General features: G+C 71.2%; 28 protein-coding genes. 21 read left to right on the top strand and 7 right to left on the bottom strand.

Annotated elements, in window-relative coordinates; all coding sequences use genetic code 11:
* Positions 1-23: 23 nt before the first annotated feature.
* From NE235_RS18195 to NE235_RS18155, 9 genes are all read left to right on the top strand, one after another.
* A complete protein-coding gene (locus NE235_RS18195) occupies positions 24-920 on the top strand; it encodes a dihydrodipicolinate synthase family protein (protein WP_252804421.1) in 897 nt (298 codons plus the stop codon).
* Positions 913-1,917: a proline racemase family protein gene (locus NE235_RS18190; protein ID WP_252804419.1), complete on the top strand. Its 1,005-nt coding sequence runs from the start codon at positions 913-915 to the stop codon at positions 1,915-1,917. Before NE235_RS18195 ends, NE235_RS18190 begins: the two co-directional genes overlap by 8 nt.
* A gap of 109 nt (positions 1,918-2,026) precedes the next feature.
* Entirely contained in the window at positions 2,027-3,181 is a 1,155-nt protein-coding gene (locus NE235_RS18185; RefSeq protein WP_252804417.1) for a branched-chain amino acid ABC transporter substrate-binding protein, read from the top strand.
* Positions 3,182-3,191: 10 nt separating this feature from the next.
* Complete coding sequence (locus NE235_RS18180) at positions 3,192-4,085, top strand: branched-chain amino acid ABC transporter permease (protein ID WP_252804415.1); 894 nt, start codon at positions 3,192-3,194, stop codon at positions 4,083-4,085.
* Positions 4,082-5,062, top strand: a complete 981-nt coding sequence (locus NE235_RS18175; RefSeq protein ID WP_252804413.1) for a branched-chain amino acid ABC transporter permease — start codon at positions 4,082-4,084, stop codon at positions 5,060-5,062. Before NE235_RS18180 ends, NE235_RS18175 begins: the two co-directional genes overlap by 4 nt.
* Complete coding sequence (locus tag NE235_RS18170; RefSeq protein WP_252804411.1) at positions 5,062-5,871, top strand: ABC transporter ATP-binding protein; 810 nt, start codon at positions 5,062-5,064, stop codon at positions 5,869-5,871. The genes NE235_RS18175 and NE235_RS18170 overlap by 1 nt, the downstream gene beginning before the upstream one ends.
* Positions 5,855-6,565: an ABC transporter ATP-binding protein gene (locus NE235_RS18165; RefSeq protein ID WP_252804409.1), complete on the top strand. Its 711-nt coding sequence runs from the start codon at positions 5,855-5,857 to the stop codon at positions 6,563-6,565. Before NE235_RS18170 ends, NE235_RS18165 begins: the two co-directional genes overlap by 17 nt.
* 151 nt (positions 6,566-6,716) lie before the next feature.
* Positions 6,717-7,388, top strand: a complete 672-nt coding sequence (locus tag NE235_RS18160) for a GntR family transcriptional regulator (protein WP_252804407.1) — start codon at positions 6,717-6,719, stop codon at positions 7,386-7,388.
* Positions 7,389-7,531: 143 nt separating this feature from the next.
* A complete protein-coding gene (locus tag NE235_RS18155) occupies positions 7,532-8,359 on the top strand; it encodes a hypothetical protein (protein ID WP_252804405.1) in 828 nt (275 codons plus the stop codon).
* Between the two features lie 10 nt (positions 8,360-8,369).
* Here NE235_RS18155 and NE235_RS18150 read toward each other — a convergent pair whose 3' ends face one another.
* The gene (locus tag NE235_RS18150; RefSeq protein WP_252804402.1) at positions 8,370-8,807 is read right to left on the bottom strand and encodes a phospholipid scramblase family protein; all 438 of its coding nucleotides are present in this window, start codon (positions 8,805-8,807) and stop codon (positions 8,370-8,372) included.
* A gap of 199 nt (positions 8,808-9,006) precedes the next feature.
* Positions 9,007-9,840, bottom strand: coding sequence for a DUF72 domain-containing protein (locus NE235_RS18145; protein WP_252804400.1), 834 nt, complete (start codon positions 9,838-9,840; stop codon positions 9,007-9,009).
* Between the two features lie 113 nt (positions 9,841-9,953).
* Here NE235_RS18145 and NE235_RS18140 point away from each other — a divergent pair, with 113 nt between their 5' ends.
* On the top strand, positions 9,954-10,385 hold the full coding sequence (locus NE235_RS18140; protein WP_252804398.1) for a hypothetical protein: 432 nt from the start codon (positions 9,954-9,956) through the stop codon (positions 10,383-10,385).
* A gap of 32 nt (positions 10,386-10,417) precedes the next feature.
* On the opposite strand, the gene NE235_RS18135 is transcribed toward NE235_RS18140, so the two are convergent.
* Positions 10,418-11,014 (bottom strand): TetR/AcrR family transcriptional regulator, encoded by a 597-nt coding sequence (locus NE235_RS18135; RefSeq protein ID WP_252804397.1) that lies wholly within the window; start codon positions 11,012-11,014, stop codon positions 10,418-10,420.
* 107 nt (positions 11,015-11,121) lie between these two features.
* Here NE235_RS18135 and NE235_RS18130 point away from each other — a divergent pair, with 107 nt between their 5' ends.
* From NE235_RS18130 to NE235_RS18120, 3 genes are all read left to right on the top strand, one after another.
* Positions 11,122-12,321 carry a YbfB/YjiJ family MFS transporter gene (locus NE235_RS18130; protein WP_252804395.1) on the top strand — a complete coding sequence of 400 codons (1,200 nt, stop codon included), beginning with the start codon at positions 11,122-11,124 and terminating at the stop codon, positions 12,319-12,321.
* 19 nt (positions 12,322-12,340) lie between these two features.
* On the top strand, positions 12,341-13,042 hold the full coding sequence (locus tag NE235_RS18125) for an alpha/beta fold hydrolase (protein ID WP_252804393.1): 702 nt from the start codon (positions 12,341-12,343) through the stop codon (positions 13,040-13,042).
* A 188-nt stretch (positions 13,043-13,230) separates the two neighbouring features.
* Positions 13,231-13,821, top strand: coding sequence for a hypothetical protein (locus tag NE235_RS18120; protein ID WP_252804391.1), 591 nt, complete (start codon positions 13,231-13,233; stop codon positions 13,819-13,821).
* Between the two features lie 39 nt (positions 13,822-13,860).
* Here NE235_RS18120 and NE235_RS18115 read toward each other — a convergent pair whose 3' ends face one another.
* Positions 13,861-14,478, bottom strand: coding sequence for a TetR/AcrR family transcriptional regulator (locus tag NE235_RS18115; RefSeq protein ID WP_252804389.1), 618 nt, complete (start codon positions 14,476-14,478; stop codon positions 13,861-13,863).
* Positions 14,479-14,566: 88 nt separating this feature from the next.
* Here NE235_RS18115 and NE235_RS18110 point away from each other — a divergent pair, with 88 nt between their 5' ends.
* Both NE235_RS18110 and NE235_RS18105 read left to right on the top strand, forming a co-directional pair.
* Positions 14,567-15,340: a glucose 1-dehydrogenase gene (locus NE235_RS18110; protein ID WP_252804387.1), complete on the top strand. Its 774-nt coding sequence runs from the start codon at positions 14,567-14,569 to the stop codon at positions 15,338-15,340.
* Positions 15,341-15,474: 134 nt separating this feature from the next.
* A complete protein-coding gene (locus tag NE235_RS18105) occupies positions 15,475-16,953 on the top strand; it encodes an MFS transporter (RefSeq protein WP_289848822.1) in 1,479 nt (492 codons plus the stop codon).
* 675 nt (positions 16,954-17,628) lie between these two features.
* On the opposite strand, the gene NE235_RS18100 is transcribed toward NE235_RS18105, so the two are convergent.
* Positions 17,629-17,883, bottom strand: a complete 255-nt coding sequence (locus NE235_RS18100) for a hypothetical protein (protein ID WP_252804383.1) — start codon at positions 17,881-17,883, stop codon at positions 17,629-17,631.
* Positions 17,880-18,185: a hypothetical protein gene (locus tag NE235_RS18095; RefSeq protein WP_252804381.1), complete on the bottom strand. Its 306-nt coding sequence runs from the start codon at positions 18,183-18,185 to the stop codon at positions 17,880-17,882. The genes NE235_RS18100 and NE235_RS18095 overlap by 4 nt, the downstream gene beginning before the upstream one ends.
* A gap of 131 nt (positions 18,186-18,316) precedes the next feature.
* Between NE235_RS18095 and NE235_RS18090 the strand changes: the two genes are divergently transcribed.
* Positions 18,317-19,117 (top strand): helix-turn-helix domain-containing protein, encoded by an 801-nt coding sequence (locus tag NE235_RS18090; protein WP_252804379.1) that lies wholly within the window; start codon positions 18,317-18,319, stop codon positions 19,115-19,117.
* Positions 19,105-19,203: a DUF397 domain-containing protein gene (locus NE235_RS38695; RefSeq protein WP_406567593.1), complete on the top strand. Its 99-nt coding sequence runs from the start codon at positions 19,105-19,107 to the stop codon at positions 19,201-19,203. The genes NE235_RS18090 and NE235_RS38695 overlap by 13 nt, the downstream gene beginning before the upstream one ends.
* Here the strand turns inward: NE235_RS38695 and NE235_RS18085 are convergent.
* Positions 19,193-19,774, bottom strand: a complete 582-nt coding sequence (locus NE235_RS18085; protein ID WP_252804377.1) for an SACE_7040 family transcriptional regulator — start codon at positions 19,772-19,774, stop codon at positions 19,193-19,195. The genes NE235_RS38695 and NE235_RS18085 overlap by 11 nt on opposite strands.
* Before the next feature lie 74 nt (positions 19,775-19,848).
* Between NE235_RS18085 and NE235_RS18080 the strand changes: the two genes are divergently transcribed.
* Genes NE235_RS18080 through NE235_RS18065 form a run of 4 tightly spaced genes read left to right on the top strand, consistent with a single transcriptional unit; the run spans position 19,849 to position 25,527 of the window.
* Positions 19,849-21,456 carry a carboxyl transferase domain-containing protein gene (locus tag NE235_RS18080; protein ID WP_425542333.1) on the top strand — a complete coding sequence of 536 codons (1,608 nt, stop codon included), beginning with the start codon at positions 19,849-19,851 and terminating at the stop codon, positions 21,454-21,456.
* A gap of 2 nt (positions 21,457-21,458) precedes the next feature.
* On the top strand, positions 21,459-23,450 hold the full coding sequence (locus tag NE235_RS18075; protein ID WP_252804375.1) for an acetyl/propionyl/methylcrotonyl-CoA carboxylase subunit alpha: 1,992 nt from the start codon (positions 21,459-21,461) through the stop codon (positions 23,448-23,450).
* Positions 23,450-24,379: a hydroxymethylglutaryl-CoA lyase gene (locus NE235_RS18070; protein WP_252804373.1), complete on the top strand. Its 930-nt coding sequence runs from the start codon at positions 23,450-23,452 to the stop codon at positions 24,377-24,379. The genes NE235_RS18075 and NE235_RS18070 overlap by 1 nt, the downstream gene beginning before the upstream one ends.
* The gene (locus NE235_RS18065) at positions 24,379-25,527 is read left to right on the top strand and encodes an acyl-CoA dehydrogenase family protein (protein WP_252804371.1); all 1,149 of its coding nucleotides are present in this window, start codon (positions 24,379-24,381) and stop codon (positions 25,525-25,527) included. The genes NE235_RS18070 and NE235_RS18065 overlap by 1 nt, the downstream gene beginning before the upstream one ends.
* The last annotated feature ends 12 nt before the right edge of the window (positions 25,528-25,539 follow it).

Raw genomic sequence — 25,539 nt, 5'->3', positions numbered from 1 at the left:
ACATCGCATTAAGGGAGTACCGCATGAGTGTCCCCCGTAAGCCCTGGCACGGCGTCCTCGTCGCCACCGCGCTGCCGTTGCGCGAGGACCTGTCGGTCGACTTCGACCGCTACGCCGAGCACGTCCGCGCGCTGGTCGACGCCGGCTGCGACGGCGTGTGCCCCAACGGCTCGCTCGGCGAGTACCAGAACCTCACCCCTGAGGAGCGGGCGCGGGTCGTGCGGACCGCCGTCGAGGCGATCGGCGGCGACCGGGTCGTCCCGGGTGTCGCGGCGTACGGCTCCGCCGACTCGCGGCGCTGGGCCGAGCAGGCCGCCGAGGCGGGCGCGGCCGCGGTCCTCCTGCTCCCGCCCAACGCCTACCGCGCGGACGACCGGATCGTCGAGGCCCACTACGCCGAGGTCGCCAAGGCGGGCATGCCGATCGTCGCGTACAACAACCCGTACGACACGAAGGTGGACCTGACCCCGGAGCTCCTGGCCCGCCTGCACGAGGCCGGGCACATTGTCGCGGTCAAGGAGTTCAGCGGCGACGTGCGGCGCGCCTACCGGATCGCCGAGCTGGCCCCCGAGCTGGACCTGCTGATCGGCGCGGACGACGTGACGCTGGAGCTGGCCATCGCCGGCGCGAAGGGCTGGGTCGCCGGGTACCCCAACGCCCTGCCGAAGGCGAGCGTCGCGCTGTACCGGGCGGCCGTCGCGGGCGACCTGGAACGGGCGCTGCCGCTGTACCGCGCGCTGCACCCGCTGCTGCGCTGGGACTCCCGGACGGAGTTCGTCCAGGCGATCAAGCTGTCGATGGACGTCATGGGAGGGTACGGCGGTCCCTGCCGCCCGCCCCGCCTCCCGCTGACCGAGGAGCAGGCCGCGACCGTGCGGGCCGCCACGGAGGCCGCCGCGCACCTGGAGAGCAATGCGTAGCAAGCATGTGTTCCACGCCGTGGACTCGCACACCGAGGGGATGCCGACCCGCGTCGTCACCGGCGGCGTCGGCGTCATCCCCGGCGCGACGATGTTCGAGCGGCGCGCGTACTTCATGGAGCACCTCGACCACATCCGCACGCTGCTGATGTACGAGCCGCGCGGGCACGCGTCGATGAGCGGCGCCATCCTTCAGCCGCCGACCCGGCCGGACGCCGACTACGGCGTGCTGTACATCGAGGTGTCCGGCTGCCTGCCGATGTGCGGGCACGGCACGATCGGGGTCGCCACCGTGCTGGTCGAGACCGGGATGGTCGAGGTCGCCGAGCCGGTCACCACGATCCGGCTGGACACGCCCGCCGGGCTCGTCGTCGCCGAGGTGGAGGTGCGCGGCGGCGCGGCGAGGAGCGTGACGATCCGGAACGTCCCGTCGTTCGCCGACGCCCTCGACCAGACCGTCGACGTGCCGGGCATCGGGCCCGTCACGTACGACATGGCCTACGGCGGCAACTTCTACGCGATCCTGCCGATCGAGCGGGTCGGGCTGCCGTTCGACCGGGACCGCAAGAACGACATCCTCACCGCCGGCCTGGCGACGATGGCGGCGATCAACGAGCAGCGCCGCCCCGTGCACCCGGAGAACCCCGACATCGCGGGCTGCCATCACGTGCAGTTCGTCGCGCCCGGCTCGGACGCCAAGCACTCCCGGCACGCGATGGCGATCCACCCGGGGTGGTTCGATCGCTCGCCGTGCGGCACCGGCACCTCCGCCCGGCTCGCCCAGCTGCACGCGCGCGGCGAACTGGCCCCGGGCGCGGAGTTCGTCAACGAGTCGTTCATCGGCAGCCGGTTCATCGGCCGGATCGCCGAGGAGACGACCGTCGGCGGCTCGCGGCCCGCGATCGTGCCCGCCATCACCGGCCGGGCCTGGGTGACCGGCACGGCGCAGTACCTCCTCGACCCCGACGATCCCTTCCCCGAGGGGTTCCTCCTCTGACCCCTCGCTCCTGAGACCCCCTCCCGAACCCGACCGTCCGACGCGGCGCGGCCGTCCCGGCCGCGCCGCCATCTCCCCCTACCCGTCGCTCACGCATCGGAGATCCCCAATGATGAGGAAAGCAGCGCTCGGCGTCGCGCTGGCGGCGACCGCTCTGACCGCCTCGGCCTGTGGCCAGGGCGTGCTCGGCGGCGACAGCAAGAAGGACAAGGGCCCCATCCTGCTCGGGATGGACATCCCCCTGTCCGGCAGCAGCGCCGACATCGGTCCGTACATGAAGAACGGCGCCCAGATGGCGATCGACGAGATCAACGCGAAGGGCGGGGTGAACGGCCGCAAGCTGCAACTGCGCGCCGAGGACGACGCCTGCGATCCGAAGACGGCGGTCGCCGCCGCGAACAAGCTGGTCGCCGCGGGCGTCGCCGTGTCGGTCGGCGGGTACTGCTCGGGCGCGACCCTTCCCACGCTGCCCGTCTTCGACCGCCGCAAGATCCCGATGATCATCCCGGCGGCCAACTCGACGGAGCTGGTCGACCAGAAGCTCAAGCACGTGTTCTTCGTCAACGGCACCGGCGACCAGCAGGCCGTCGCCGCGATGACCTGGATGACCAAGAGCGGGGCGAAGAAGGTCGCGCTCCTGCACGACAACACGTCCTACTCCAAGGACATCGCGGTGCGCACCGCCGCCGAACTCGACAAGCCCGGCGGTCCCGACAAGGCGGCGCTGGACGCGGTGAACCCGGGTGAGAGCGACTACTCGGCGAACGTCACCAACCTGCTGCGGTCGAAGCCGGACTTCGTCTACTGGACCGGCTACTACCAGGAGGGCGGCCTGATCCTGCGGCAGCTCCGCCAGGCCGGGTACAAGGGGAAGTTCATGGTCGCCGACGGCTCGGTGGACGCCAAGCTCGTCAAGATCGCCGGTGGGAGCGCCGGCGAGGGCGCGTACGCCACGATGACCCAGACCCCGGACACCATCCAGGGCGCGGAGAACTGGATCGCCACCTACAAGCAGAAGTTCGGCGCCGACCCCGGGCCGTACTCCACCCAGTCCTACGACGCCGTCCGGGCCGCGGCCGAGGCCATCAAGAAGGCCGGCGGTACCGACGGCGACAAGCTCGTCACGGCGCTGGAGGGCATCAACGGGCTGCAGCTGTTCTCCGGCCCGCTGAAGTTCACCGACCGGCACACGCTCACCAGCGGCGGCTTCGTGATCCTGGTCGTCAAGAACGGCAAGTTCGTGCTCCAGGACGCGCTGAAGTAGGCCCCTGCCCATGTCACAGCTGATCTGGAACGGCCTGTTCGTCGGCTCGTTCTACGCCTTGGTCGCACTGGGCTACAGCATGGTGTACGGCATCATCAAGCTGCTCAACTTCGCCCACGGCGACCTGTACATGCTCGGCGCGTTCAGCGGCTTCGCGATGCTCGGGGCGATGGGCGGGCTGGTGAGGTCCTCCTCGCTCGTCGCCCTGTTCGTCGTGCTGATCCTCACGATGGTGGCGACCGGCCTGTCCGGCGTCGTCATCGAGCGGGTCGCCTACCGGCCGCTGCGCGGCGCGCCCCGGCTGTCGCTGCTGATCACCGCGGTCGGCGCGTCGTTCGCCCTGGAGTACGGCACCCGCATCGTCGCCGGGCCGAACCCGAAGGTCTATCAGGTCCGGCTCGACGGGACTGCGCTGCACGTCCTCGGTGCGCTGATCACCTGGCAGCAGCTCGCCCTGATGGCGGTCTCCATCGTCCTCATGGTCGCGCTGAACCTTCTGATCACCCGGACCCGGCAGGGCCGCGCCATGCGGGCCATCGCCCAGGATCCGAAGGCGTGCCTGCTCATGGGCATCGACGTCGACAAGGTGATCTCCCGGACGTTCTTCATCGGCTCGGCGCTCGCCGGGGCGGCGGGTGTCATGGCCGGCGGCTACTACGGGAAGATCGACTTCCTGATGGGCTTCATCATCGGGCTCAAGGCGTTCACCGCGGCGGTCATCGGCGGGATCGGCAACATCCCGGGCACGATGCTCGGCGGTCTGCTGCTCGGCCTGCTCGAGTCGTTCGGGACGCATTTCGTCGGCGGGCAGTGGCGCGACGTCTTCGCGTTCGCCTTCCTCATCCTGTTCCTGACCGTGCGGCCCACCGGCCTGCTCGGCGAACGCGTCACGGAGCGCGTATGAGCGACACGGTGCAGGACCCGCCGGTGAAGCCGGTGAAGGGCCGGGGCCCGACGTTCGTCACGCGGTTCCTGGAGAGCCGGCATCTCGGCTGGGCGGGCCTGGCGATCGGGCTGCTCGCGCCGTTCGTCATCGCCACGCCGTACGCGATGGACGTGATGACCAGCGCGGTCGTCTTCGTGATGCTCGCCGTGGGGCTGAACATCGTCGTCGGCTACTGCGGCCTGCTCGACCTGGGGTACGCCGCGTTCTTCGCGGTCGGCGCCTACACCAGCGGCGTGCTGTCCACCGAGCTGAAGATCCCGCTGCTGGCGACGGTCCCGGCGGTCATCGTCGTGACGGTGCTCGCGGGCGTCATCATCGGCGGGCCGACGCTCCGGCTGCGCAGCGACTACCTGGCGATCGTGACGCTCGGTTTCGGGGAGATCATCCGGATCACCGCGAACAACCTGAGCATCACCGGCGGCCCGTCCGGCATCTACGGCATCCCCGGCCTGTTCGGCGACGCGACGTCCAGCCAGGTCGTCTTCTACTACGCGGTGCTGCTCATCGTCGCCGTCGCCGTGCTGCTCGCGGCGCGGCTCGGCCGGTCCCGGCTCGGCCGGGCGTGGCGGTTCGTCCGCGAGGACGAGGACGCCGCCGAGGCGATGGGCATCAACACGTACAAGGTGAAGCTGGCCGCCTACATCGCGGGCGCGGTCTGGGGCGGCCTGGCCGGTGTGCTGTTCGCGGCGCAGCTGTCGGCGATCTCACCGGCCAGCTTCACGTTCCTGCAGTCGGCGCTCGTGCTGATGGCGGTCGTGCTCGGCGGCATGGGCTCCACGCCCGGCGTGGTGCTCGGCGCGATCGTGATCAGCCTGCTGCCGGAGGTGCTGCGCGGCCTGGCCGACTACCGGTTCTTCGCCTTCGGCGTGCTGCTGATCATTGTGATGATCGCCCGGCCGCAGGGCCTGTGGCCGCATCGATCGAGGGAGCGGTGATGCTGGAAGTCGAGGACCTTCGGCTGTCCTTCGGCGGCGTGCTGGCCGTGGACGGGCTGTCGTTCGGCGTCGGCGCGGGTGAGATCGTCTCGGTGATCGGCCCGAACGGCGCGGGCAAGACGTCGGCGTTCAACTGCGTCACCGGGTTCTACAAGCCCACGGCGGGCCGGATCCGGATCGACGGCGCGGACGTGACCGGGCGGCGGCCCTCGCTGATCGCCGCGCGGGGCGTCTCGCGCACGTTCCAGAACCTGCGGGTGTTCGGCGAGATGTCGGTGCTGGACAACGTGCGGGCCGGCACGCACCTGTGGCTGCGCCAGCGGGTCGTCGATGCGCTGCTGCACACGCCGCGGTACCGCCGCAGCGAGCGCGAGGGCACCGAGGAGGCGAACAAGTGGCTCGACTTCGTCGGCCTCCGCGGCGACCGGGCCGGCCTCGTACGGAACCTGCCGTACGGTGAGCAGCGCCGGGTGGAGATCGCCCGCGCGCTGGCCCGCCGCCCGAAGCTGCTGCTGCTCGACGAGCCCGCGGCCGGCCTCAACCACGGTGAGAAGGCCGAGCTGCTCGACCTGATCCGGCGGATCCGCGACCTCGGCATCGCCATCGCGCTGATCGAGCACGACATGGGCCTGGTCATGGAGGTCTCCGACCGGGTCGTCGTGCTCAACTTCGGCAGGGAGATCGCCGACGGCCCGCCCGAGCAGGTCCGCGGCGATCCGGCGGTGATCGAGGCGTACCTCGGGCGGGACGCCGACGAGGCGGAGGTCGAGGCGGCCAGAGAGGAGGTCGGCGGTGCTCGAGGTGAGTGACCTGGAGGTGGGCTACGGCGGCGTTCAGGCCCTGCGCGGGCTGTCGCTCACCGTGGGCGAGGGTGAGATCGTCGCGCTGCTCGGCAACAACGGCGCCGGCAAGACGACGACGCTGTCGGCCGTGTCCGGGCTGGTACGGGCCGGGGCCGGGCGGATCACGTACGAGGGCGACGACATCACCCGCGAGCCGCCGCCGAAGATCGTCGGGCGCGGCCTGGTCCACGTCCCGGAGGGACGGCGGATCTTCAGCACCCTGACGGTGCACGAGAACCTCCTTCTCGGCGGCTACCTCGTACGCGACGCCAAGGAGCTGGCCCGCCGTGTCGACCGGGCGTACACCCTGCTGCCGAAGCTCGCCGAACGGCGCGCGCAGCAGGGCGGCACCCTGTCCGGCGGCGAGCAGCAGATGCTCGCCATCGGCCGGGCGCTCGTCGCCGGCCCCCGGCTGCTGATGCTCGACGAGCCGTCGATGGGCCTGGCGCCGCTGATCGTCGCGGCGGTCATGGACGTCATCCGCGACATCAACGAGGCCGGCACCGCCGTCCTGCTCGTCGAGCAGAACGCCAAGGCCGCGCTCAAGATCGCCAACCGGGGCTACGTCATCGAGAACGGCCGCTGTGTGCTCGATGGCCCGGCGGCGGACCTGGCCGCCGACTCCCGCGTCGTCGAGGCCTACCTCGGCGGTGTCGCCTGATCCGGCTCCACGCGTCGTGGCCGGCTCACCGGAGCCGGTCACGACCGGGGCGGGGGGTGCGGCGATACCCGTGGTGACACGCCGAGCCCCTGCATGAGGCATCGGTGTCCCCTGGGAGGATCGTTCTCCGAGGCCGGAGGAGAGGACGGGCATGAACGAGCTGAACCTGCCGTCACTGGGCGTGCGGCAGAACGTCCGCGACCAGATCGCGCAGGCGCTGCGTGCCTCGCTCGTCGCCGGGGAGATGCGTCCCGGCGTCGTCTACTCCGCGCCCGCGCTGGCCGAGCGGTTCGGCGTCTCGCCCACTCCCGTTCGCGAGGCGATGCTGGACCTGGTGAAGGAGGGCCTGGTCACCGTCGTCCGGAACAAGGGGTTCCGGGTCACCGAGTTGTCCGACCGGGACCTGGACGACATCACCGAGGTGCGGGCGCTCATCGAGGTGCCGACCGTCGGCCGGGTCGCCGCCTCACCCGACGGGGTCGAGAGGCTGCGCCCGATGGCGGAGGCCATCGTGGCCGCCGCGGAACGCCGCGACATCCTCGCCTACATCGAGGCCGACCAGACCTTCCACCTGGAGCTGCTCGCCCTGGCCGGCAACGCGCAGCTGGTCGAGGTGGTCCGCGAACTGCGGCACCGCTCACGCCTGTACGGCGTGCCCAGGCTCGCCGAACGCGGCGAGTTGCTGCCCTCGGCGCGCGAGCACCTGACCCTGCTCGACGTCATCGCGCGCGGCGACGTCGAGGGCGCCCAGACGCTGATGCGCCACCACCTGCGCCACGTCCGCGGCATCTGGGCCGGCCCCGCCAAGGCACCCGGCGGCTGACCCGGCGGGCCCGTACTCCGCTCGGAGTAGCCGGCGCGCCGGTGGCCTGCACCACGTGGCGCAGCGGTACTGCCTCCGCCGGCTCGACGCCCCGCCCGGGACCGCCCGGCCATCCTTCGGGGAGCGAAGGAGAGGCGAAGCGCATGTCAGTCCCATCGACCGTCCCACAGGGCACCGGACCGGCCGGTGCGGTTCCGAGCGGTGCGATCCTCGGCCGGGTCCGCGCCCACTGGGCGGGTCGCCGGCGGATCGAGCGCCTCTGCCACCTCATCGGCGCCGCGCTGATGGTGTCGGGGATCTTCCACTTCGGGGTGTTCCTGGTACAAGGCGGACCGTGGGAGGGGCCGGTGTCCTGGCGCAAGCCGACGACGTTCGGCCTGTCGTTCGGGCTGACGCTGATCTCGATCACCTGGGTCGCGTCCCACCTGCTGCTGAGCCCGCGCGCACGGGCGTGGCTCCTCGGCGTCTTCGCGGCCGACTGCGTGCTCGAGGTCGCCGGCATCACGGTGCAGGCTTGGAGACACGTCCCGTCGCACTTCAACACCGAGACGCCGCTGAACACGGTGATCGCCATGAGCCTGGCGTTCGGCGGCGCGGTCCTCATCGTCGTGCTCGGCGCCCTGGCGATCACGGCCTTCCGGGGGAGGACGCGCGGCCCGGCGGACCTGCGGCTGGCGCTGCGGGCGGGGTTCGGGCTGCTGCTCGCAGGCATGGCGACCGGAGCGGCCATGATCGCCAAGGGGGAGGTGCTGATCCGCTCCGGCCACCGGCAGGAGGCGTACGACACGGCCGGATCGCTGAAGTGGGTGCACGGCCTCACCCTGCACGCGGTCGTCGTGCTCCCCGCCCTCGCGGTGTTGCTGACGGCGCTGGGCCGGCCGCCGGAGCGCCGGTACCGGACGGTCGCCGCCGCCATCGGCCTCTATGCGGCGGCCGGCGTCGCGACCCTGGTGATCTCCCTCATCCGCTGAAACGCGCCGCTCACATCGGCCCGAACAGGGACAGGTCGAGCATGATGGTCATCATGACGATGAGGGTGCGGGCCGGTTCGGAGATGTCCCGGGTGAACTCGATCTTGTAGTGGTCGGACGGTGTGAGCCACTCCTTGACCGGGCCCGCCCAGGTCTTGCTCACGTGGGCGATCCGGGCTCCCGAGGGCGCGGTGACCTGGAAGTGCTTGAGCGACAGCTCCCCGACGGCGGTCGCCACGACCTGGTCCTGGTCGTCGGTGAGCGAGTAGTGGCGGGTCGTCCCGGTCGCGAGGATCCGGCCGACCAGGGTGCCGTCCGGCCGGTGGACCTCGGCGAGCCGCCCGTTCGGATGCCGGGTCAGCAGCAGGATCGCCTGGTCGTCGGCGTCGGTGACCGTGAGGATCCGCGCGTCCGGTGGCGGCGCGGTCGGCAGGGTCGCCTTCAGCATTTGCAGACGCGTACGCCGGTCGGTCTCCTCGGCGAACGCGAGGCGATCCCGCCTGTCGCCGAGGATTTCGTATCTCGCCTGGGTAGGCAGGATTCTTCCGGGTTGGCGCACCCGTACGACGGGGGAATCGAAGAGGACGTCCACACTCACTGAGTATGCCCTGTGTAAATGCGCTCCGTACCGGTCGCCAGGCCTTCCGTCAGAAAAGGGTCGGCGGTTCGGCGGGAGCACGCGTCGGGTCCGGCAGCGGCTCGAGTTCCGGGACCCGGGCGCGTACGTCATTGTGGAACCGGCGGGCGAGCGGCAGCGCCTCGGCGTTGTCCGGGGTGTGGATGAAGACCGTCGGTGAACGCCCTTCCCGCAGCCACTCGGCGACCTGGCCCACCCATCCGCGCCAGCCCGCGACCGTCTCGTCCACGGAGTCGCGGCCCAGGTAGCGCACGATCGGCCGGTCGGTGAGGGCGGTCGTGCGCCGCGCCACTCGGGGCTTACGCGTCCACGCGTCACGTTCCATGTCGCTCGTCGGCGGCGTACGGAAGAGCGTCGTGGTGTCGAACGGGATCCACTCCGCGCCGACGTTCGCGAGCGCCCTCTCCAGCAGCCGCGCCGACCGCTCGTCCTCGAAGAAGGCCCGGTGGCGGACCTCGACGGCGTACCGGTACGACGGAGGGAGCCGGCGCAGGAACCCGGCCAGGACCTCGACGTCCGCAGGCACGAACGCCGCCGGAAGCTGAATCCACAGGGCGTGGGCGCGTGGCCCGAGCGGCTCGATCGCCTGCAGGAACGAGCGGACCTCCGCGCCGACGTCCCCGAGGCGGCGGTCATGCGTGATCGCCTTGGGCATCTTCAGGACGAAACGAAAGTCCGGGCCGGTCTGCCGCGCCCAGGTCTCGACCGTGTCCCGTGCCGGAACGGCATAGAAGGTGGTGTTCCCCTCGACCGCGTTGCACCAGGTCGCGTACGCCTTCAACCGTTCCTGCGGAGGAAGCGGATGAGGCAGGAATCGCTTCTGCCATGGCGCATGGGTCCACATCGCACATCCCACGTGAAGCCGCACGCGCGGGACGCTACCCGAATCAGCGCGATCCAGTGCTCCGGGCATCCGGATAATGCGTTCCCGAGGCTGGTGGTGATGTGGAAGGCTCGATGCGGGAGATGCGGCGCGTCGCGCGCGGGCCCGTCGTCATCCTGACCTGCGACCCGGACCTGGTCCGGAACTTCTGGCTGCATGAGTACGCGCCGTTGGTGCTGGACACCGAGGCCCGGCGGTACCCGGCGATCGGCGACATCATCGAGGTCCTGGGCGGCGAGGCGTCGGTGCGGCCGGTGCCCATCCCCGCCGACTGCACCGACGGGTTCAACGAGGCGTACTACGCGCGCCCGGAGCGCCTGCTCGACCCCGGGGCGCGGCAGGCCTGCTCGGCGTGGAGCTTCGTCGACCCGGCCCTGCGCGCGGAGTACGTCGAGCGGCTCCGGAACGACCTGGAGTCGGGCGACTGGGACCGTCGCCACGGCGCCCTGCGCCGGCAGCCGTACCTGGAGGGTTCGCTGGTGCTCATTCGTACGGTTCCGGCCTGACGGGACCGGTCTGACGGGACCGGCCCGGCGGGTCAGCCCTGGGGGCCGGTCCGGGCGGCGGGCAGCAGGGCGAGCGCGGCCCGGCGGGCGTGCTCACCCGCGCCGGCCGCGTCGTGGTGCGCGGCGACGACGGTCGCCCCTTCGACGAGCATGAGCCACTGCCGCCCCAGGACCGGCGGGTCGGCGGCCCCGGCGCGCTCGGCGATGCCGGTCAGGAGGTCGAGGTAGCGGTCCAGGTGGCGCGCGGTGATGGCGCGCACGGGCTCGACGTGGTGCTGAGCGGCGGCGTTCAGCATCGCGCAGCCACGGAAGGCCGGGTCGTCGTACCACGCCTGGAGGGCGTCGAACACCGCGGCGAGCTGGCCGGCGGGGTCCTGTCCTGCGGCGGCGACGGCCTCGGCCATCCATCGGGTCACCCGCTCGCTGCGCGCCTCCAGCATGGCCTGTACGAGGCCGTCCTTCGTGCCGAAGTGACGGTAGAGCGTCTCCTTGGAGACCCCGAGCCGGGCACACAGCTCGGCGACGCCGATGCCGTCGAGACCGCGCTCGTACAGCAGGGGAGTGGCCGCCTCCAGGATGGCGGCGCGGGTGCGCGCCGGGTCGATCGTCGAGCCCTTGAGAACCGGCATGCTCTCGATGGTACCGCTCGGTTCGATCACTGCTATCGTCCGAGATCGTACCGATCGGTTCGATTTCGGAGTTCGGCATGCGATCATCGAGGCCACCGAGGTGGCAGATGGCCCGGCTGGCGCTCGGCACCGCCTCGGCGCTGGGGTTGGCGCGCTTCGCCTACGGCCTGCTGCTGCCGGCCATGCGGGAGGATCTGCGCTGGAGCCTGGGCCAGGCAGGGGCCATGGGCGCGGCCAACGGGGTGGGATATCTGCTCGGTGCGCTGATGACCGCCGGCGTCGTCCGCCGCTGGGGCGCCGCTACGGCCTTCCGGGCGGGCATGGCCCTCACGGCCGTGTCGCTGGCCGCCACCGCCGCGAGCGACGACTACCTGGCGCTGCTGGCCGTGCGAACCGTGGCCGGGGCCACCGGGGCGGTGGTGTTCGTCGCCGGCGGGGTGATCGCCTCACGCGCCGCCACCCGTACGGTCTCCGGCACGCCCATCACCGTGTACTTCGCCGGCGCCGGCCTGGGCATCGTGATCAGCGGCGTGAGCATCCCGGTACTGGCCGGCCACTGGCGCCTCGCCTGGGGCGTCCTGGCCGGCGCCGCCGCGCTGGCGACGGTGGCCGGCTGGACGGCGACGGGCACGGACGAGGACGTACGGGCGGCGACGGCCGGCCGGGCCCGCCTCGGCGCGCTCTGGAGGCCCGCCCTCGCCTACCTGCTGTTCGCCGCCGGATACATCACCTACATCACGTTCCTGTCGGCCTACCTGACCGACCGAGACGCCTCGCGCGGGCAGGTCGTGCTCACCTGGACGGTGCTGGGCCTGGCAGTGGTGGCGGCGCCCGCGCTGTGGAGCCGCCCGACCGCTCAGTGGCCCGGCGCTCGGGCCCTGACGGTCCTGCTCGCGCTCCTCGCCGGTGGAGCGGCGCTGGCGCTGACCTCCTCCGCGCCATCGGTCATCCTGGCCTCCGCGCTCTGCTACGGCGCGACGTTCATGGGTGTCCCCGCCGCCGTCACCGCGCTCATCAAGCGCGACATCCGGCCCGTGGACCGGACCGCCACTCTCGCGGCGTTCACCACCGTGTTCGCCGCCGGGCAGACGGCCGGGCCATGGATCGCGGGGGTGGTCGCCGACCACACCTCCACCGAGGCCACCCTGGCCTGGACCGCGATCCTGTGCGCCGGGGCGGCCGGGATCGCCGCCGCCGGGACCCGGAGGCGTCCCGGCACGCCCCCGGTCGCCACCGGGACGGCACGGCAAGAGGCCCACGCGGCGGAGGGTGCTCCCGGCCGCACCGTGGGCCACGACTCCTTCTAGAGGAAGAGGAAACGAGACGATGGCGAACTTCGTGCTCATCCCCGGGATGTGCCACGGCGGCTGGTGCTTCGAGGAGCTCACCGGAGAGCTTCGCGCCCGAGGGCACGCGGTCCACCCCCTGACACTCACCGGGCTCGCCGAGCGCGCCCATCTGCTGCACGGCGGGGTCAACCTCGAGACCCACATCCAGGACGTGACCGGCGTGCTCGCGGCCGAGGACATCCGGGACGCGATCCTGGTCGGCCACAGTTATGGCGGAATGGTGATCACCGGCGTGGCCGACCGCGCGCCCGACCGCGTCGGCTCTCTGGTCTACCTGGACGGCATGGTTCCCGGAGACGGCGACTCCTGCTGGACGCTCGTGTCGGACCAGGAACGCGACTGGTACATGGACGTGGTGGACACCGGATACGCGGTACGGCCGCTGCCGTTCTTCGACCCGCGCGCCACGGCGCACCCGCTCGCCTCGCTGCTGCAGCCGCTCCGGCTGACGGGCGACCTGGCGCACGTCCGGCGCAGGGCCTATGCCTACGCGGCGGGATGGGAGGGGCCGTCCCCGTTCACCGCCGTCTACGAACGGCTGCGCGACGACGCCGCCTGGACGACGCACGCCCTGCCGAGCGGCCACAACCTCATGCGCGACGTCCCGCAGGACCTGGTGCGGATCCTGCTGGAGGTCGCCGGTGACCGGGTCCGGGGAACCATGCGGGCACCGCACTAGCGGGGAGCATCCTTCGCGCAAAGATCGGCCAATCGCGATGGCGGATTCGTTCGCCGTCGGCGGCGGCGTGGTTCGCTCTCCTCGCATCCCGCCGGTCGGGCCGCCGGCATCGCGTACGCAGGAATGGCCGTCGGACCGACGAAATCGGCCGGATCGCGACATCTCCGCACAATCGACGAAAGGCTGTCATGTCGACGAAGTCCTTGCGCTTCCTGCCCGTGGGCCTTGCGGCCGGCTCGCTGCTGGCCGCCATGGCTCTGGCCACTACGGCGTCCGCGTCCGCCTCGCCGGCCGGGAAGCGGCAGACCGTGGTCACCGCGCTCGGCTACAACAGCACCGACTGGAGGTACCTGCAGGTGCCGCCGGCGGCCGACGAGCCCCTCTTCGCCGACCGGAGCTTCGACGACAGCGGCTGGCCCGCCGGACAGGAGGGATTCGGGACCGTCAACGGCACGTGCCGGTGGAACAATCCCGTTAGCGTCAAGACCCGCTGGGCCGTCAACACGGACCTCCTCGTACGCCATTGGGTGCACATCCCGCGGGACGCCCAGCAGGTCCGCATTCAGGGGACCGTGGACAACGACGCGAGCGTCTACCTCAACGGCCATCTTCTCCAGACCGTCAAGAGCGGCAACTGCAAGGCCGGTGCGATCGACGTCGTCGTCCCGTCCAAATACCTGGACTGCTGCAACCTGCTCGCCATCCGAGGCCACGACTACGGCCTCGCGACCTACCTCAACGTCGCGGTGACCTACGTCAAGACGGCTCCCGCGGCCTGACGGGCCGCCGCGCGCGGTGACGGCCGGGGTGCACGGCGATCAACCGTGCGCCCCGGGCCAGGCCGCCAGCGCCAGTTCGGCGGTCTCGGTGAGCTCGGCCGCCGTGGCGCCGTCGCGGGCGCGTTGTGACATGCCCTGAATGACCGCCGCGAAGTACGCGGCGAGGGCGCGCGGATCGGCCGTGGCGGGCAGTTCGCCGTCCCGCTGGGCGGTCCGCAGACGGGTCTCGAAAGCGGCCAGGTTCGCGTTGCGCAGGTCGCGCAGGAACGCCGCCACCTCCGCGTCCTGGACGGTGACGTTGGTCGCGGCGCTGATCGTCAGGCAGCCGGCCGGGTGGGAGGGGTCCGGGTAGATGGCCGCGGCGTCGCGCAGGATGCGCCGGAACGCCTCCCGGGCCGTGGGCTCATCCTCCAGCGCGGCGCCCATGAACGCACCGACGGGGGAGCGCCCGTAGGCCTGTACGACCTCCTTGAACAGGCCCTGCTTGTCGCCGAAGGCCGCGTACAAACTCCCGGGCCGCATGCCCATCGCCTTGGTCAGCTCGCCGATGGAGGTGGCCTCATAGCCGTGCTCCCAGAAGAGCCGGGTGGCGGCCGCGAGGGCCTTGGCCCGGTCGAACGTCGGCGGCCGTCCGCGCTTCGCACCTGTTCCACTCACGCGTCCTATTTTAGAGGGATCACTCAACAAATGTGTTATGGTCCTACTTGTTGAGCGATCCCTCAAGAATTGAAGGGTGTACGTGGTCATGGCAGCAAGAGCGCTCGAAGGCAAGGTCGCGCTGGTGACCGGCGGGAGCCGGGGCATCGGCCGGGCCATCGCGGAACGACTCGCGCGGGACGGCGCGGCCGTCGCCGTCGCCTACGCCCGCGACGAGGTGGCGGCGAGCGAGACCGTCGCGCGCATCCGGAAGGACGGAGGCCGGGCCTTCGCGGTCCGCGCGGAGCTGGGGCGGCACGGCGACGCGGCCCGCCTGTGGGCGGCCTTCGACGCCGAAGGCGGGGAGTACGCGCCCGGCGGGAGGCTCGACATCATCGTCAACAACGCCGGGATCGGACGCAGCTCGTCACTGGCCTCGCTGACCGAGGAGGAGTTCGACGAGGTGTTCGCCGTGAACGTGCGCGCGCCGTTCTTCATCGTGCAGCAGGGGCTGACCCGCCTGCGCGACGGTGGCCGGATCATCAACATCTCCAGCGGCGCCGCCCGCCTGGCCATGCCGGAGATCATCGCCTACAGCTCCACGAAGGGCGCGCTGGACACCTTCACCCTCAACCTCGCCAAGGAGCTGGGCCCCCGCGGCATCACGGTCAACTCGGTGGCGCCGGGGATCGTCGACACCGACGTCAACGCCTCCTGGCTCCGGGGCGATCCGGAGGCCGAAGCGCACGCGGCGTCCCTGGCCGCCCTGGGCCGGGTGGGACAGCCCGAGGACATCGCCGACGTCGTGGCCTTCCTCGCCTCGGACGACGCGCGCTGGGTGACCGGACGCGTCATCGACGCCACAGGCGGCGCCGGCCTGTAAACGCGTGCCCGGCTTCCATGTCGCCGCGGTCTCAGGCGCTCAGGGACCGCGGCGCAACCGGATCGCTGGGGCCGGTGTTCCTCTGGGATGGAGAGGCGGCAAGCGCCTCGGTCCAGTTACGGAGGAAGCACTGAATGCATCAGCGGCCGTCCAGGACCAGGTGGGAAGCGGTGGGCCTGGTGCTCATCCTGTCCGCCCAATTCATGATCATGCTTGACGCGTCCATCGTCACGGTCGCACTGCCCGACATCCAGCGTGAGCTGGGCTTCTCTGCGTCGGGTGTGCAGGCGGTGGTCACGGCGTACAACACCGCGGTCGGGGGTGGGCTGATCCTGGGCGGCCGGGTCGGTGACCTGTTCGGCCGGCGTCGCATCTTCGCGATCGGGATGGCCGGGTTCGCGGTGTCCTCGTTGCTGTGCGGCCTGGCGCCGAACGCGGTCCTGCTCGTGGTCTTCCGCGTCCTCCAGGGGCTGTCGGCCGCGGCCATCGCCCCCACCGCGCTCGCCCTGCTGACCACCTCGTTCCCCGAGGGGCCGGCACGCGCCAAGGCGATGAGCAGGTTCGGCATCGCCACGGTGCTCGGATTCATCGGCGGCCTGGTGCTGAGCGGCCCACTGGTGGACTCCCTCGGCTGGCGGAGTGTCTTTTACGTCACCGTTCCGGTCGGAGCGGTGATGGCCGCGCTCGCGCCCCGGTTCATCGAGCCTGCGGCGCCCCGACGCCGCAGGCTCGACGTGCTGGGCGCAGGGCTGATCACGTCCGGCGTCGCATTGATCGTCATCGCGCCGGCTCAAGGCAGCGCCGGCGGGTGGACCGCACCGCAGTGCGTCCTGCCCTTCGTCGCCGGCACCGCGTTGCTGGCGATCTTCCTGGTCGTCGAACGCCGCCACCCGGAGCCGCTCGTCCGTCTCGGGCTGTTCCGGTCCAGCACGCTGCGAATGGCCAACCTCGTGTCACTGGCGTCCGGGATGATGTCCGGAGCCGCCTACCTCCTGGTCACCCTCTACCTCCAGGAGGTCCAAGGCTGCAGCCCGGTGCGGGCGGGTCTCATCGTCGCGCCCGTCGGCGTGCTCAACCTCGCACTCGGCACGGTCCTCAGCCGGATGATCACACGCATCGGCCTGCGGCTGTCGGTCACCGGCGCGACGATGTCGGCCGGCCTGCTCCTCGCCGTCATCGCCACGCAGATGACGGTCACGCGGAACCTCCTGGTCTTCGGGCTCGTGCTGCTGCCCTTCGGCATGATGATGCTCGCCACCACCGTCAGCTCGACCCTGGCGGCGACCTCGGGGGTCGCCGGCCACGAGCAGGGATTGGCGGGAGGCGTACGCCAGACCTCGTTCCAACTCGGCATCGCCCTCGGTGTCGCGGTCCTGTTGTCCCTGGCCGTCGCCCGGACCACCGCCCTGGAGGCGGCGAACCGTGCCATCGGGCACGCAGAGGCGCTCGCGGCCGGCTACCGACTCGCCCTCTACACGCTCGCCGGATTCGTCATCGCGACAGGTGCGATCGCATTCGCGGGCCTGCGGAACGCAGCGACCACCAGCGCCCCTCCCTCCGCCGGCACGCCGGACCGCGACTCACGGTACGGCGAGGTTGAAGCCCGACGCTGACGGTCCAGGGCTTTACTCTGGGCGGCGCACGCGGACCACGGCCGACCTGGGTGCTTCCACGCCGGCTGCTCCCGCCGTCGGCGTGGACGATCGCACTGAATCGGGCACCCGGGTGGGTGCCTGCCTTCAGCGCGTGTCCCCTCAGGCGGGAGAAGTTGGTTCTGGCTCGGTTTTCGTGGAGTTTGCGGCTTGCCTGGCGGACGCCGGGGGTGGCGGCTTGTTTCTCAGGGGCGTCTACTTAGACGAGAGGATTCTTCCCTCAGTAGAGGCTCATGGGAACGAGGTGGCTCCCTGTGGTGTCCGCTCTGCCCGAGATGACGCGTTGTTCCCCTGGGCGTGCAGCGATGACGACGAGCCACCATCACGAAATCTGAGCCAAGGCCCGAAATACGGGTTCCAACGCCGAGCGCTTCGCGGGCGGCTAGGTTGCTCAGGGGCGGGCCTTGCCGCCCTTTCGGACGCGGGACCGGCGACACCGACGGCGGAGTGGGAACAGCAGCGGCGGAGGCTGGTCCGGGCGATCCGGAAACGCCGAAGCGGCTCGGCGCATGCTTCCCCGCACCCGTATGGTCACGCTCGTCCGGTTCGACGGCCTCGACCCTGCCGTCTGATCACGAGCCGTTCTCACACAAACTGCTCCTCCGCTGCGAGTTCTCCCAGCAAAGCGGAGATCATTCAGGCACTTTGTGTGCGAACGGGCTCCCGCGAGAAAGGCCCGCCGTCGCGTCCGTGAACTCTCTGGCGCTCGTACATTTCAAGGCTCTTCCGGGCGGCTTCCGGATACTTGCGGATGAGACGGTCGAGTTGCGTGAGCTCGCACGCCGGCGTCATGGCGGCCAGCCCGAGCCGGTCGATGGCGGCGCTGAGGGTTCGCACCGACTCCAGCACCGCCTGGGCGACCGGGTCCGTGATCTCCTGTGCATCGGTCATGGCCGCCACCGAATCGGGATCGCGACGACCTGCCGAATCGCGGCCACGAGGTCGTCGACCTCGTCCGCGGTGAGGAGGCGGGTGTGGTCCTGCCGGTCGGCGATCGGTTTGCCCCAGGACCACCACCACCGGAGGCTCCCATCGTGGTCGGGGCGGCATTCGACTTCTTCGGTGAGAAAGTGGGATTGCGCGATAATCCGGACCTTCGCCCCGTACTGCTCCGCTGTCAGTCCGGCCTCCTGACAGGCCTGCGTGAGCCACTTCGCGAATGCGCTGATCTCTTCGCTCGTGTACGGCTTCATCGGCTCGTCTCCTAACGTGATGGTCGCGCTACCCAGCGTGGTCGCGAAGGGATATGCTGGGAAGTGCGAACCCACCGTCGCTTGTGCGTGAAGTCCCGAGAGCCATTCACACGAGGATGTGAACCCCCCCAATGGCACCGAAACGAGAGACGGCACTCGACGCGTGGGGTAGAGAGCTGGCCCATGCCTGCGAGGCGGCCGGCCTGACCGGCAGGCAATTCGCCGAAGCGCTCCACGTCGCCCCCTCCACCGTCAGCCAGTGGATGAACGGCCGCCGCACCCCGCACCTCGACGACGTCAAGCGCTGCGATGAGGCCCTGCACACGAACGGCTACCTCGCCCGCTACTTCGAGAAGTGGGTGACGCCCGAGATTCCCACGGTGTGGACCGACCGGTGGCTCTCTGCCGAGGCGCACGCCAACATGATCCAGAACTATGAGTTCGCTGTGATCCCGGGACTGCTCCAGACGCCGGACTATGCCCGCGCTGTTATCCAGCACAATCGGCATTCAGGGGTCGACGTCGATGAAATCGTGCGTCGTAGGATTGAGAGACAGGCGATATTGGATGATGAGAACCCGCCGATGTGCATATTCATCATTGATGAGTACGTGCTTCGGCGTCCAATCGGCGGCAAGAAGGTGCTCAGTGGGCAATTAGTGCATCTTTACGCTATGGCGCAGCGATGGAACATCGTCGTCAAGGTGGTGCCCGCCGGCACCGAGTACTACGCTGGCTGCCCTTTCATGATCGCGAAGCTCGATGGGACGGAGATCGCGAACTTGGACACCGCCTTGAGGGGCCAGGTCATCGAGCGGCCTGACCAGGTGGCCCAAATTGGACGAATCTGGGAGGATATTCGAGAACTGGCGTCGTCCCCCGACGAATCACTCGCATTGATAAAGGCGGTGGCTGAAGAATGGCAGGCTTGAGCTGGCGAAAGTCGTCTTGGAGTGGGTCCAACGGTGAACAGTGCGTTGAGGTCGTTGTCGTTGAGGAGCGGCCGCCTAGGATCTGAAGGCGCCGGTGAGGGCTTCGGAGGCCATGGCGTGCAGGAGGGTGGCCATGGTGTCGCGGTCCAGCTCGCCGGTGCTGTGGGGGGTGGAGTTGAGGAGGCCGAAGGCCGCGTGGGTGGCGGCGCGGGCGCGGTCCTCGGCGGCCTCCGGGTGCATCAAGAGGAGCACGCGCACCCACTCCTCGGCGTAGGCGCGCTGCAGGCGGCGGATCTCGCGGCGCTCCGGCTGTGGGACGCTGCCCAGCTCGCGGGTGTGCACCGTGATTAGGGCCGGGTTATCGAGGGCGAAGTCGATGTGCCAGCGGAGCAGGGCGTCCAGGGCCACCTCCGGGGTGTCGGCGGCGGCGACGCGGCGGCGGCCCTCGGTGAGGAGGCGTTCGCTGATGTCGAGGAGCATCTCGGCGAGCAGGGCCTCCTTGCCCCGGAAGTGCCGGTACAGCGCGGGACCGGTGAGGCCGACCGCGCGGCCGAGGTCGCCGATGGACACGCCGTGGTAGCCGCGCCGGGCGAACAGCTCCGCCGCCGCGGACAGGATCTCCAGCCGGCGGGTCGGGGGAGCGCTGACCTCTGCCATGCCACAAGTCTAGACGGTCGCTGTTAACGTTGATTAACATCGGACTTGTTAACGATCGTTAACAGGAGGGGATCGTGTCGGAGGCTCCACGGCTGGTGAGCCGCGTGGACGTGCGCGGCGCGGCATTCCAGCGCAACGCCGAGGAGAACCTCGCGCTCGCCACCGAGCTGCGCGAGCGCCTGGCGCGCGCGGCCCAGGGCGGCTCCGAGCGCGCCCGCAAGCGGCACGTCGCGCGGGGGAAGCTGCTGCCCCGGGACCGGGTGGACGCGCTGCTCGACCCGGGCTCGCCCTTCCTGGAGCTGTCCCCGCTCGCGGCCACCGGCATGTACGACGACGAGGCCCCGGCGGCGGGGATCATCACCGGCGTCGGGCGGGTGTCCGGGCGTGAGTGCGTCATCGTCGCCAACGACGCGACCGTCAAGGGCGGCACGTACTACCCGATGACGGTCAAGAAGCACCTGCGCGCCCAGGAGGTCGCGCTGCACAACCGCCTCCCGTGCGTCTACCTCGTCGACTCCGGCGGAGCGTTCCTGCCCAAGCAGGACGAGGTGTTCCCCGACCGGGAGCACTTCGGGCGGATCTTCTACAACCAGGCGACGATGTCCCAGAAGGGCATCCCGCAGATCGCCGCCGTGCTCGGGTCCTGCACGGCAGGCGGCGCGTACGTCCCGGCGATGAGCGACGAGACCGTCATCGTCCGGGAGCAGGGCACGATCTTCCTGGGTGGCCCGCCGCTGGTGAAGGCCGCGACCGGGGAGGTCGTCAGCGCCGAGGAGCTGGGCGGGGGAGACGTGCACGCGCGCGTCTCGGGCGTCGTCGACCACCTCGCCGACGACGACGCGCACGCGCTGCGCATCGTCCGGTCGATCGTCTCGACGCTGGAGCCGCCGAGCCCCGCGCCGTGGCCGGCGGTCCCGGCCGAGGAACCCGCCTTCGACCCCGGAGAGCTGCGCGGCATCGTCCCGCCCGACTCCCGGACGCCGTACGACGTGCGCGAGGTGATCGCGCGGATCGTGGACGGCAGCCGGTTCCACGAGTTCAAGGAGCAGTACGGGCCGACGCTCGTCACCGGGTTCGCCCACATCTACGGGCAGCCGGTCGGGATCGTGGCCAACAACGGCATCCTGTTCGGTGAGTCGGCGCTCAAGGGCGCGCACTTCGTCGAGCTGTGCGACCGGCGTTCGATCCCGCTGGTGTTCCTGCAGAACATCACCGGGTTCATGGTCGGCCGGGAGTACGAGGCCGGGGGCATCGCCAAGCATGGCGCCAAGATGGTCACCGCCGTCGCGTGCGCGCGGGTGCCGAAGCTCACCGTGATCATCGGCGGGTCGTTCGGCGCGGGCAACTACGCGATGTGCGGCCGTGCCTATTCGCCGCGGTTCCTGTGGATGTGGCCGAACGCCCGGATCTCGGTCATGGGCGGGGAGCAGGCCGCGTCGGTGCTGGCCACCGTGCGCCGCGACCAGCTCGGCGACGAGTGGCCGGCCGCGGAGGAAGAGGAGTTCAAGAAGCCGATCCGGGAACAGTACGAGCGGCAGGGCGGCCCGTACTACTCGACGGCGCGTCTCTGGGACGACGGCGTGATCGACCCCCTCGACACCCGCCGGGTGCTCGGCCTGGCCCTGACCGCCTGCGCGAACGCCCCGCTCGAACCCGTCGGCTACGGCATCTTCCGGATGTGACCATGTTCGAATCCGTCCTGATCGCCAACCGTGGCGAGATCGCCTGCCGGATCGTCCGGACGCTGCGCCGGCTCGGAATCCGGTCCGTCGTGACCTACACCGACGCGGACGCGGACGCCCGTCACGTACGGGAGGCCGACGCCGCGCTGCGGGTGGGGAGCTACCTCGACGTCGGTGACGTCGTCGGCGCGGCCGTACGGGCGGGCGCCGACGCGGTGCACCCCGGGTACGGCTTCCTCGCCGAGAACCCCGACCTCGCCCGCGCGTGCGCCGACGCCGGTGTCGTCTTCGTCGGCCCGCCGCCGGACGCGATCACCGCGATGGGCGACAAGATCCGGGCCAAGCGCACGGTCGCCGCCGCCGGGGTTCCCGTCGTCCCGGGCCGCGACGAGGCGGGTTTGAGCGACGAGGAGCTGGCCGACGCCGCGATGGAGGTCGGGCTGCGCGACGGCGCGGCCGTGCTGCTCAAGCCGTCGGCGGGCGGCGGTGGCAAGGGCATGCGCCGGGTCGAGGACGCGGCGGAGCTGCGGGACGCGATCGCGGCGGCCCGGCGGGAGGCGCGCGGGGCGTTCGGCGACGACACCCTCCTCGTCGAGCGGTACATCGACCGACCGCGGCACATCGAGATCCAGGTGTTCGCCGACATGCACGGCAACGCCGTCCACCTCGGCGAGCGCGAGTGCAGCCTGCAGCGCCGCCACCAGAAGATCGTCGAAGAGGCGCCGTCGCCGCTGCTCGGCACCGGCCCGGACGGCGAGCGGATCCGCGCCGCGATGGGCGCCAGCGCCGTCGCCGCCGCGCGTTCCGTCGGGTACGTCGGCGCGGGCACGGTCGAGTACATCGTCTCCGCCGACCGCCCGGACGAGTACTTCTTCATGGAGATGAACACCCGGCTGCAGGTCGAGCACCCGGTGACCGAGGGCGCGGTCGTGATCGACGGGCGGCCGGGCCTGGACCTGGTCGAGCTGCAGCTGCGGGTCGCGGCGGGCGAGCCGCTGCCGTTCGGGCAGGACGCCGTGGCGTTCGACGGGCACGCCGTCGAGGCGCGGGTGTACGCCGAGGACCCCGGGCGGGGGTTCCTGCCGACCGGTGGCCGGGTGCTGCTGCTGCACGAGCCGTACGGCCTCGGGATCCGGGTCGACTCCGGACTGCACGAGGGCGCGGTCGTCGGCGGCTCGTACGATCCGATGCTGGCCAAGGTGATCGCCCGGGGCCCGGACCGCGCGAGCGCGCTGCGGACCCTGGACCAGGCGCTGGCCTCGTACACCCTGCTGGGCGTCGGGACGAACATCGCGTTCCTGCGGTCGCTGCTGGCCGACCCGGACGTCGCCGCCGGCCGGCTCGACACGGGCCTGGTGGAGCGCCGTCCCGCCGACCCCGCGGACGGCGGGACCCCCGAGGACGTCCTCGCCGCCGCCGCGCTGGAGCGGATGCTCGCGCTGGAGACGCCCGACCCGGGTCCCTGGGACGTCCCGGACGGCTGGCGGCTCGGCGAGCCCGCCTGGGCGACCTGGCGGATCGCCGGCCGCGAGGTGCGGGTCCGGGGCCGGGCCGCCCGCGCGGAGGTCTCGGTCGACGGCGGCGATCCCGTACGCGCCGCGGCCCGCCGCGACGGCGTGACCCTGCTCGTCGAGCACGCCGGGGACCGTACGCGCTTCACGTGCGCCCACGACGGCGACGTGTGCTGGCTCGGCCGTGACGGGCGGGTCTGGTCGCTGAAGGAGACCGAGCCGCTCGCCGCGCGGGCCACCGAGACCACCGCCGCGGCCGGCGCCGTGCGCAGCCCGATGCCCGGCACGGTCGCGGCCGTCAAGGCGGCCGACGGGGACGAGGTCGCCGCCGGGCAGCCGCTGGTGATCGTCGAGGCGATGAAGATGGAGCACACGGTGACCGCGCCGGTCGACGGCGTTGTCGGCGGGCTGACCGTCCAGCCCGGCGCGCAGGTCGCCCTGGACGAGGTCCTCGCCGTCGTCACGCCGAAGGGAGACCTATGATGCGCGTGCCACTCGACGGGCTGCCCTCCCGGGTCACGGTCTACGAGGTCGGGGCCCGCGACGGCCTGCAGAACGAATCGGCGATCGTCCCGGTCGAGGTGAAACGGGAGTTCGTCACCCGCCTCGCCGGCGCCGGGCTGCGGGTCATCGAGGCGACGAGCTTCGTTCACCCGAAGTGGGTGCCGCAGCTCGCCGACGCCGCCGAGCTGCTCGGCGGGCTGGAGCGCGCCGAGGGCGTCCGCTACCCGGTGCTCGTGCCGAACGAGCGCGGCCTGGACCGCGCCCTCGACGCCGGCGTCACCGAGATCGCGATCTTTGGCAGCGCGACCGAGACGTTCGCCCGGCGCAACCTCAATCGGACCATCGAGGAGTCGGTGGAGATGTTCGCGCCCGTCGTCGAGCGGGCCCGCGCCGCCGGCCTGGACGTCCGCGCGTACGTCTCCATGTGCTTCGGCGACCCGTGGGAGGGCGACGTGCCGATCGAGCAGGTCGTCTCGGTCGCCCGCCGCCTGCTCGACCTCGGCTGCACGGAGCTGTCCCTGGGCGACACGATCGGCGTCGCGACGCCGGGGCACGTCACCGCCCTCATCGGTGCGCTGACCGAGTCCGGCGTCGACACCGGCCGGCTCGCCGTGCACTTCCACGACACCTACGGGCAGGCGCTCGCCAACACCCTGGCCGCGCTCCGCTGCGGCGTCACCACGGTCGACGCCTCGGCGGGCGGCCTCGGCGGCTGCCCGTACGCCAAGAGCGCGACGGGGAACCTGGCCACCGAGGACCTCGTGTGGATGCTCGACGGCCTGGGCATCGAGACCGGCGTCGATGTACGCCGCCTCGCCGAGACCAGCCTCTGGATGGCCGAACGCCTCGGACGCCCCAGCCCGTCCCGCGTCGTCCAGGCCCTGTCCCGAGAACAAGGGAGCGAATGATGATCGGATTCACCCTCGACGAGGAGTACGAGGCGCTGCGGCGCACCGTCGAGACGTTCGCCCGGGACGAGGTGGCGCCGGTCATCGGCGACTACTACGAGCGGGAGGCCTTCCCGTACGAGATCGTCGCCCGGATGGGGAAGATGGGCCTCTTCGGGCTGCCCTTCCCCGAAGAGTACGGCGGGATGGGCGGCGACTACTTCGCCCTGTGCATCGCGCTGGAGGAGCTCGCCCGCGTCGACTCCTCGGTCGCGATCACCCTGGAGGCCGGCGTCTCGCTCGGCGCGATGCCGATCTTCCGGTTCGGCACCGAGGAGCAGAAGCGCGAGTGGCTGCCGCGCCTGTGCTCGGGCGAGCGGCTCGCGGCGTTCGGGCTGACCGAACCAGGCGGCGGCACCGACGTGCCCGGTGGCATGCGCACCACCGCGCGGCTCGAGGACGGGCACTGGGTCATCAACGGGTCCAAGGCGTTCATCACCAACGCCGGCACCGACGTCACCGTGGCCGTCACGGTCGCGGCGCTGACCGGCGACGGCGAGATCTCCACGATCCTCGTGCCCTCGGGCACGCCGGGCTTCACCGCAGGCAAGAAGTACTCCAAGGTCGGCTGGTCCGCCTCCGACACCCGCGAACTGTCCTTCGACGACGTCCGTGTTCCCGAGGCGAACCTCGTCGGTGAGCGCGGTCGGGGCTACGCCCAGTTCCTGCGCATCCTCGACGAGGGCCGCATCGCCATCGCCGCGCTGTCGGTCGGGCTCGCCCAGGGCTGCGTCGACGAGTGCCTGCGGTACGTCCGCGAGCGCGCGGCGTTCGGCCGCGCGATCGGGGAGTACCAGGCGATCCAGTTCAAGGTCGCGGACATGGAGACGCGGGCGCACACGGCCCGGCTCGCCTACTACGCCGCGGCGGCGAAGATGCTCGCCGGGGAGCCGTTCAAGAAGGAGGCGGCGATCGCCAAGCTGGTCGCCTCCAACGCCGCCATGGACAACGCCCGCGACGCCACGCAGATTTTCGGCGGGTACGGCTTCATGAACGAGTACCCGGTCGGCCGCTTCTACCGGGACGCCAAGATCCTCGAGGTCGGCGAGGGCACCTCCGAGGTCCAGCGCATGCTCATCGCCCGCCACCTCGGCCTCCCCGCCCGCTGACCCCGCGAGAGA

Source organism: Actinoallomurus spadix (assembly GCF_024055725.1).
Lineage (GTDB): Bacteria > Actinomycetota > Actinomycetes > Streptosporangiales > Streptosporangiaceae > Actinoallomurus > Actinoallomurus spadix.
Note: the sequence above shows the minus strand (reverse complement) of the source record. Positions and strands in the feature narration are given on the sequence as shown.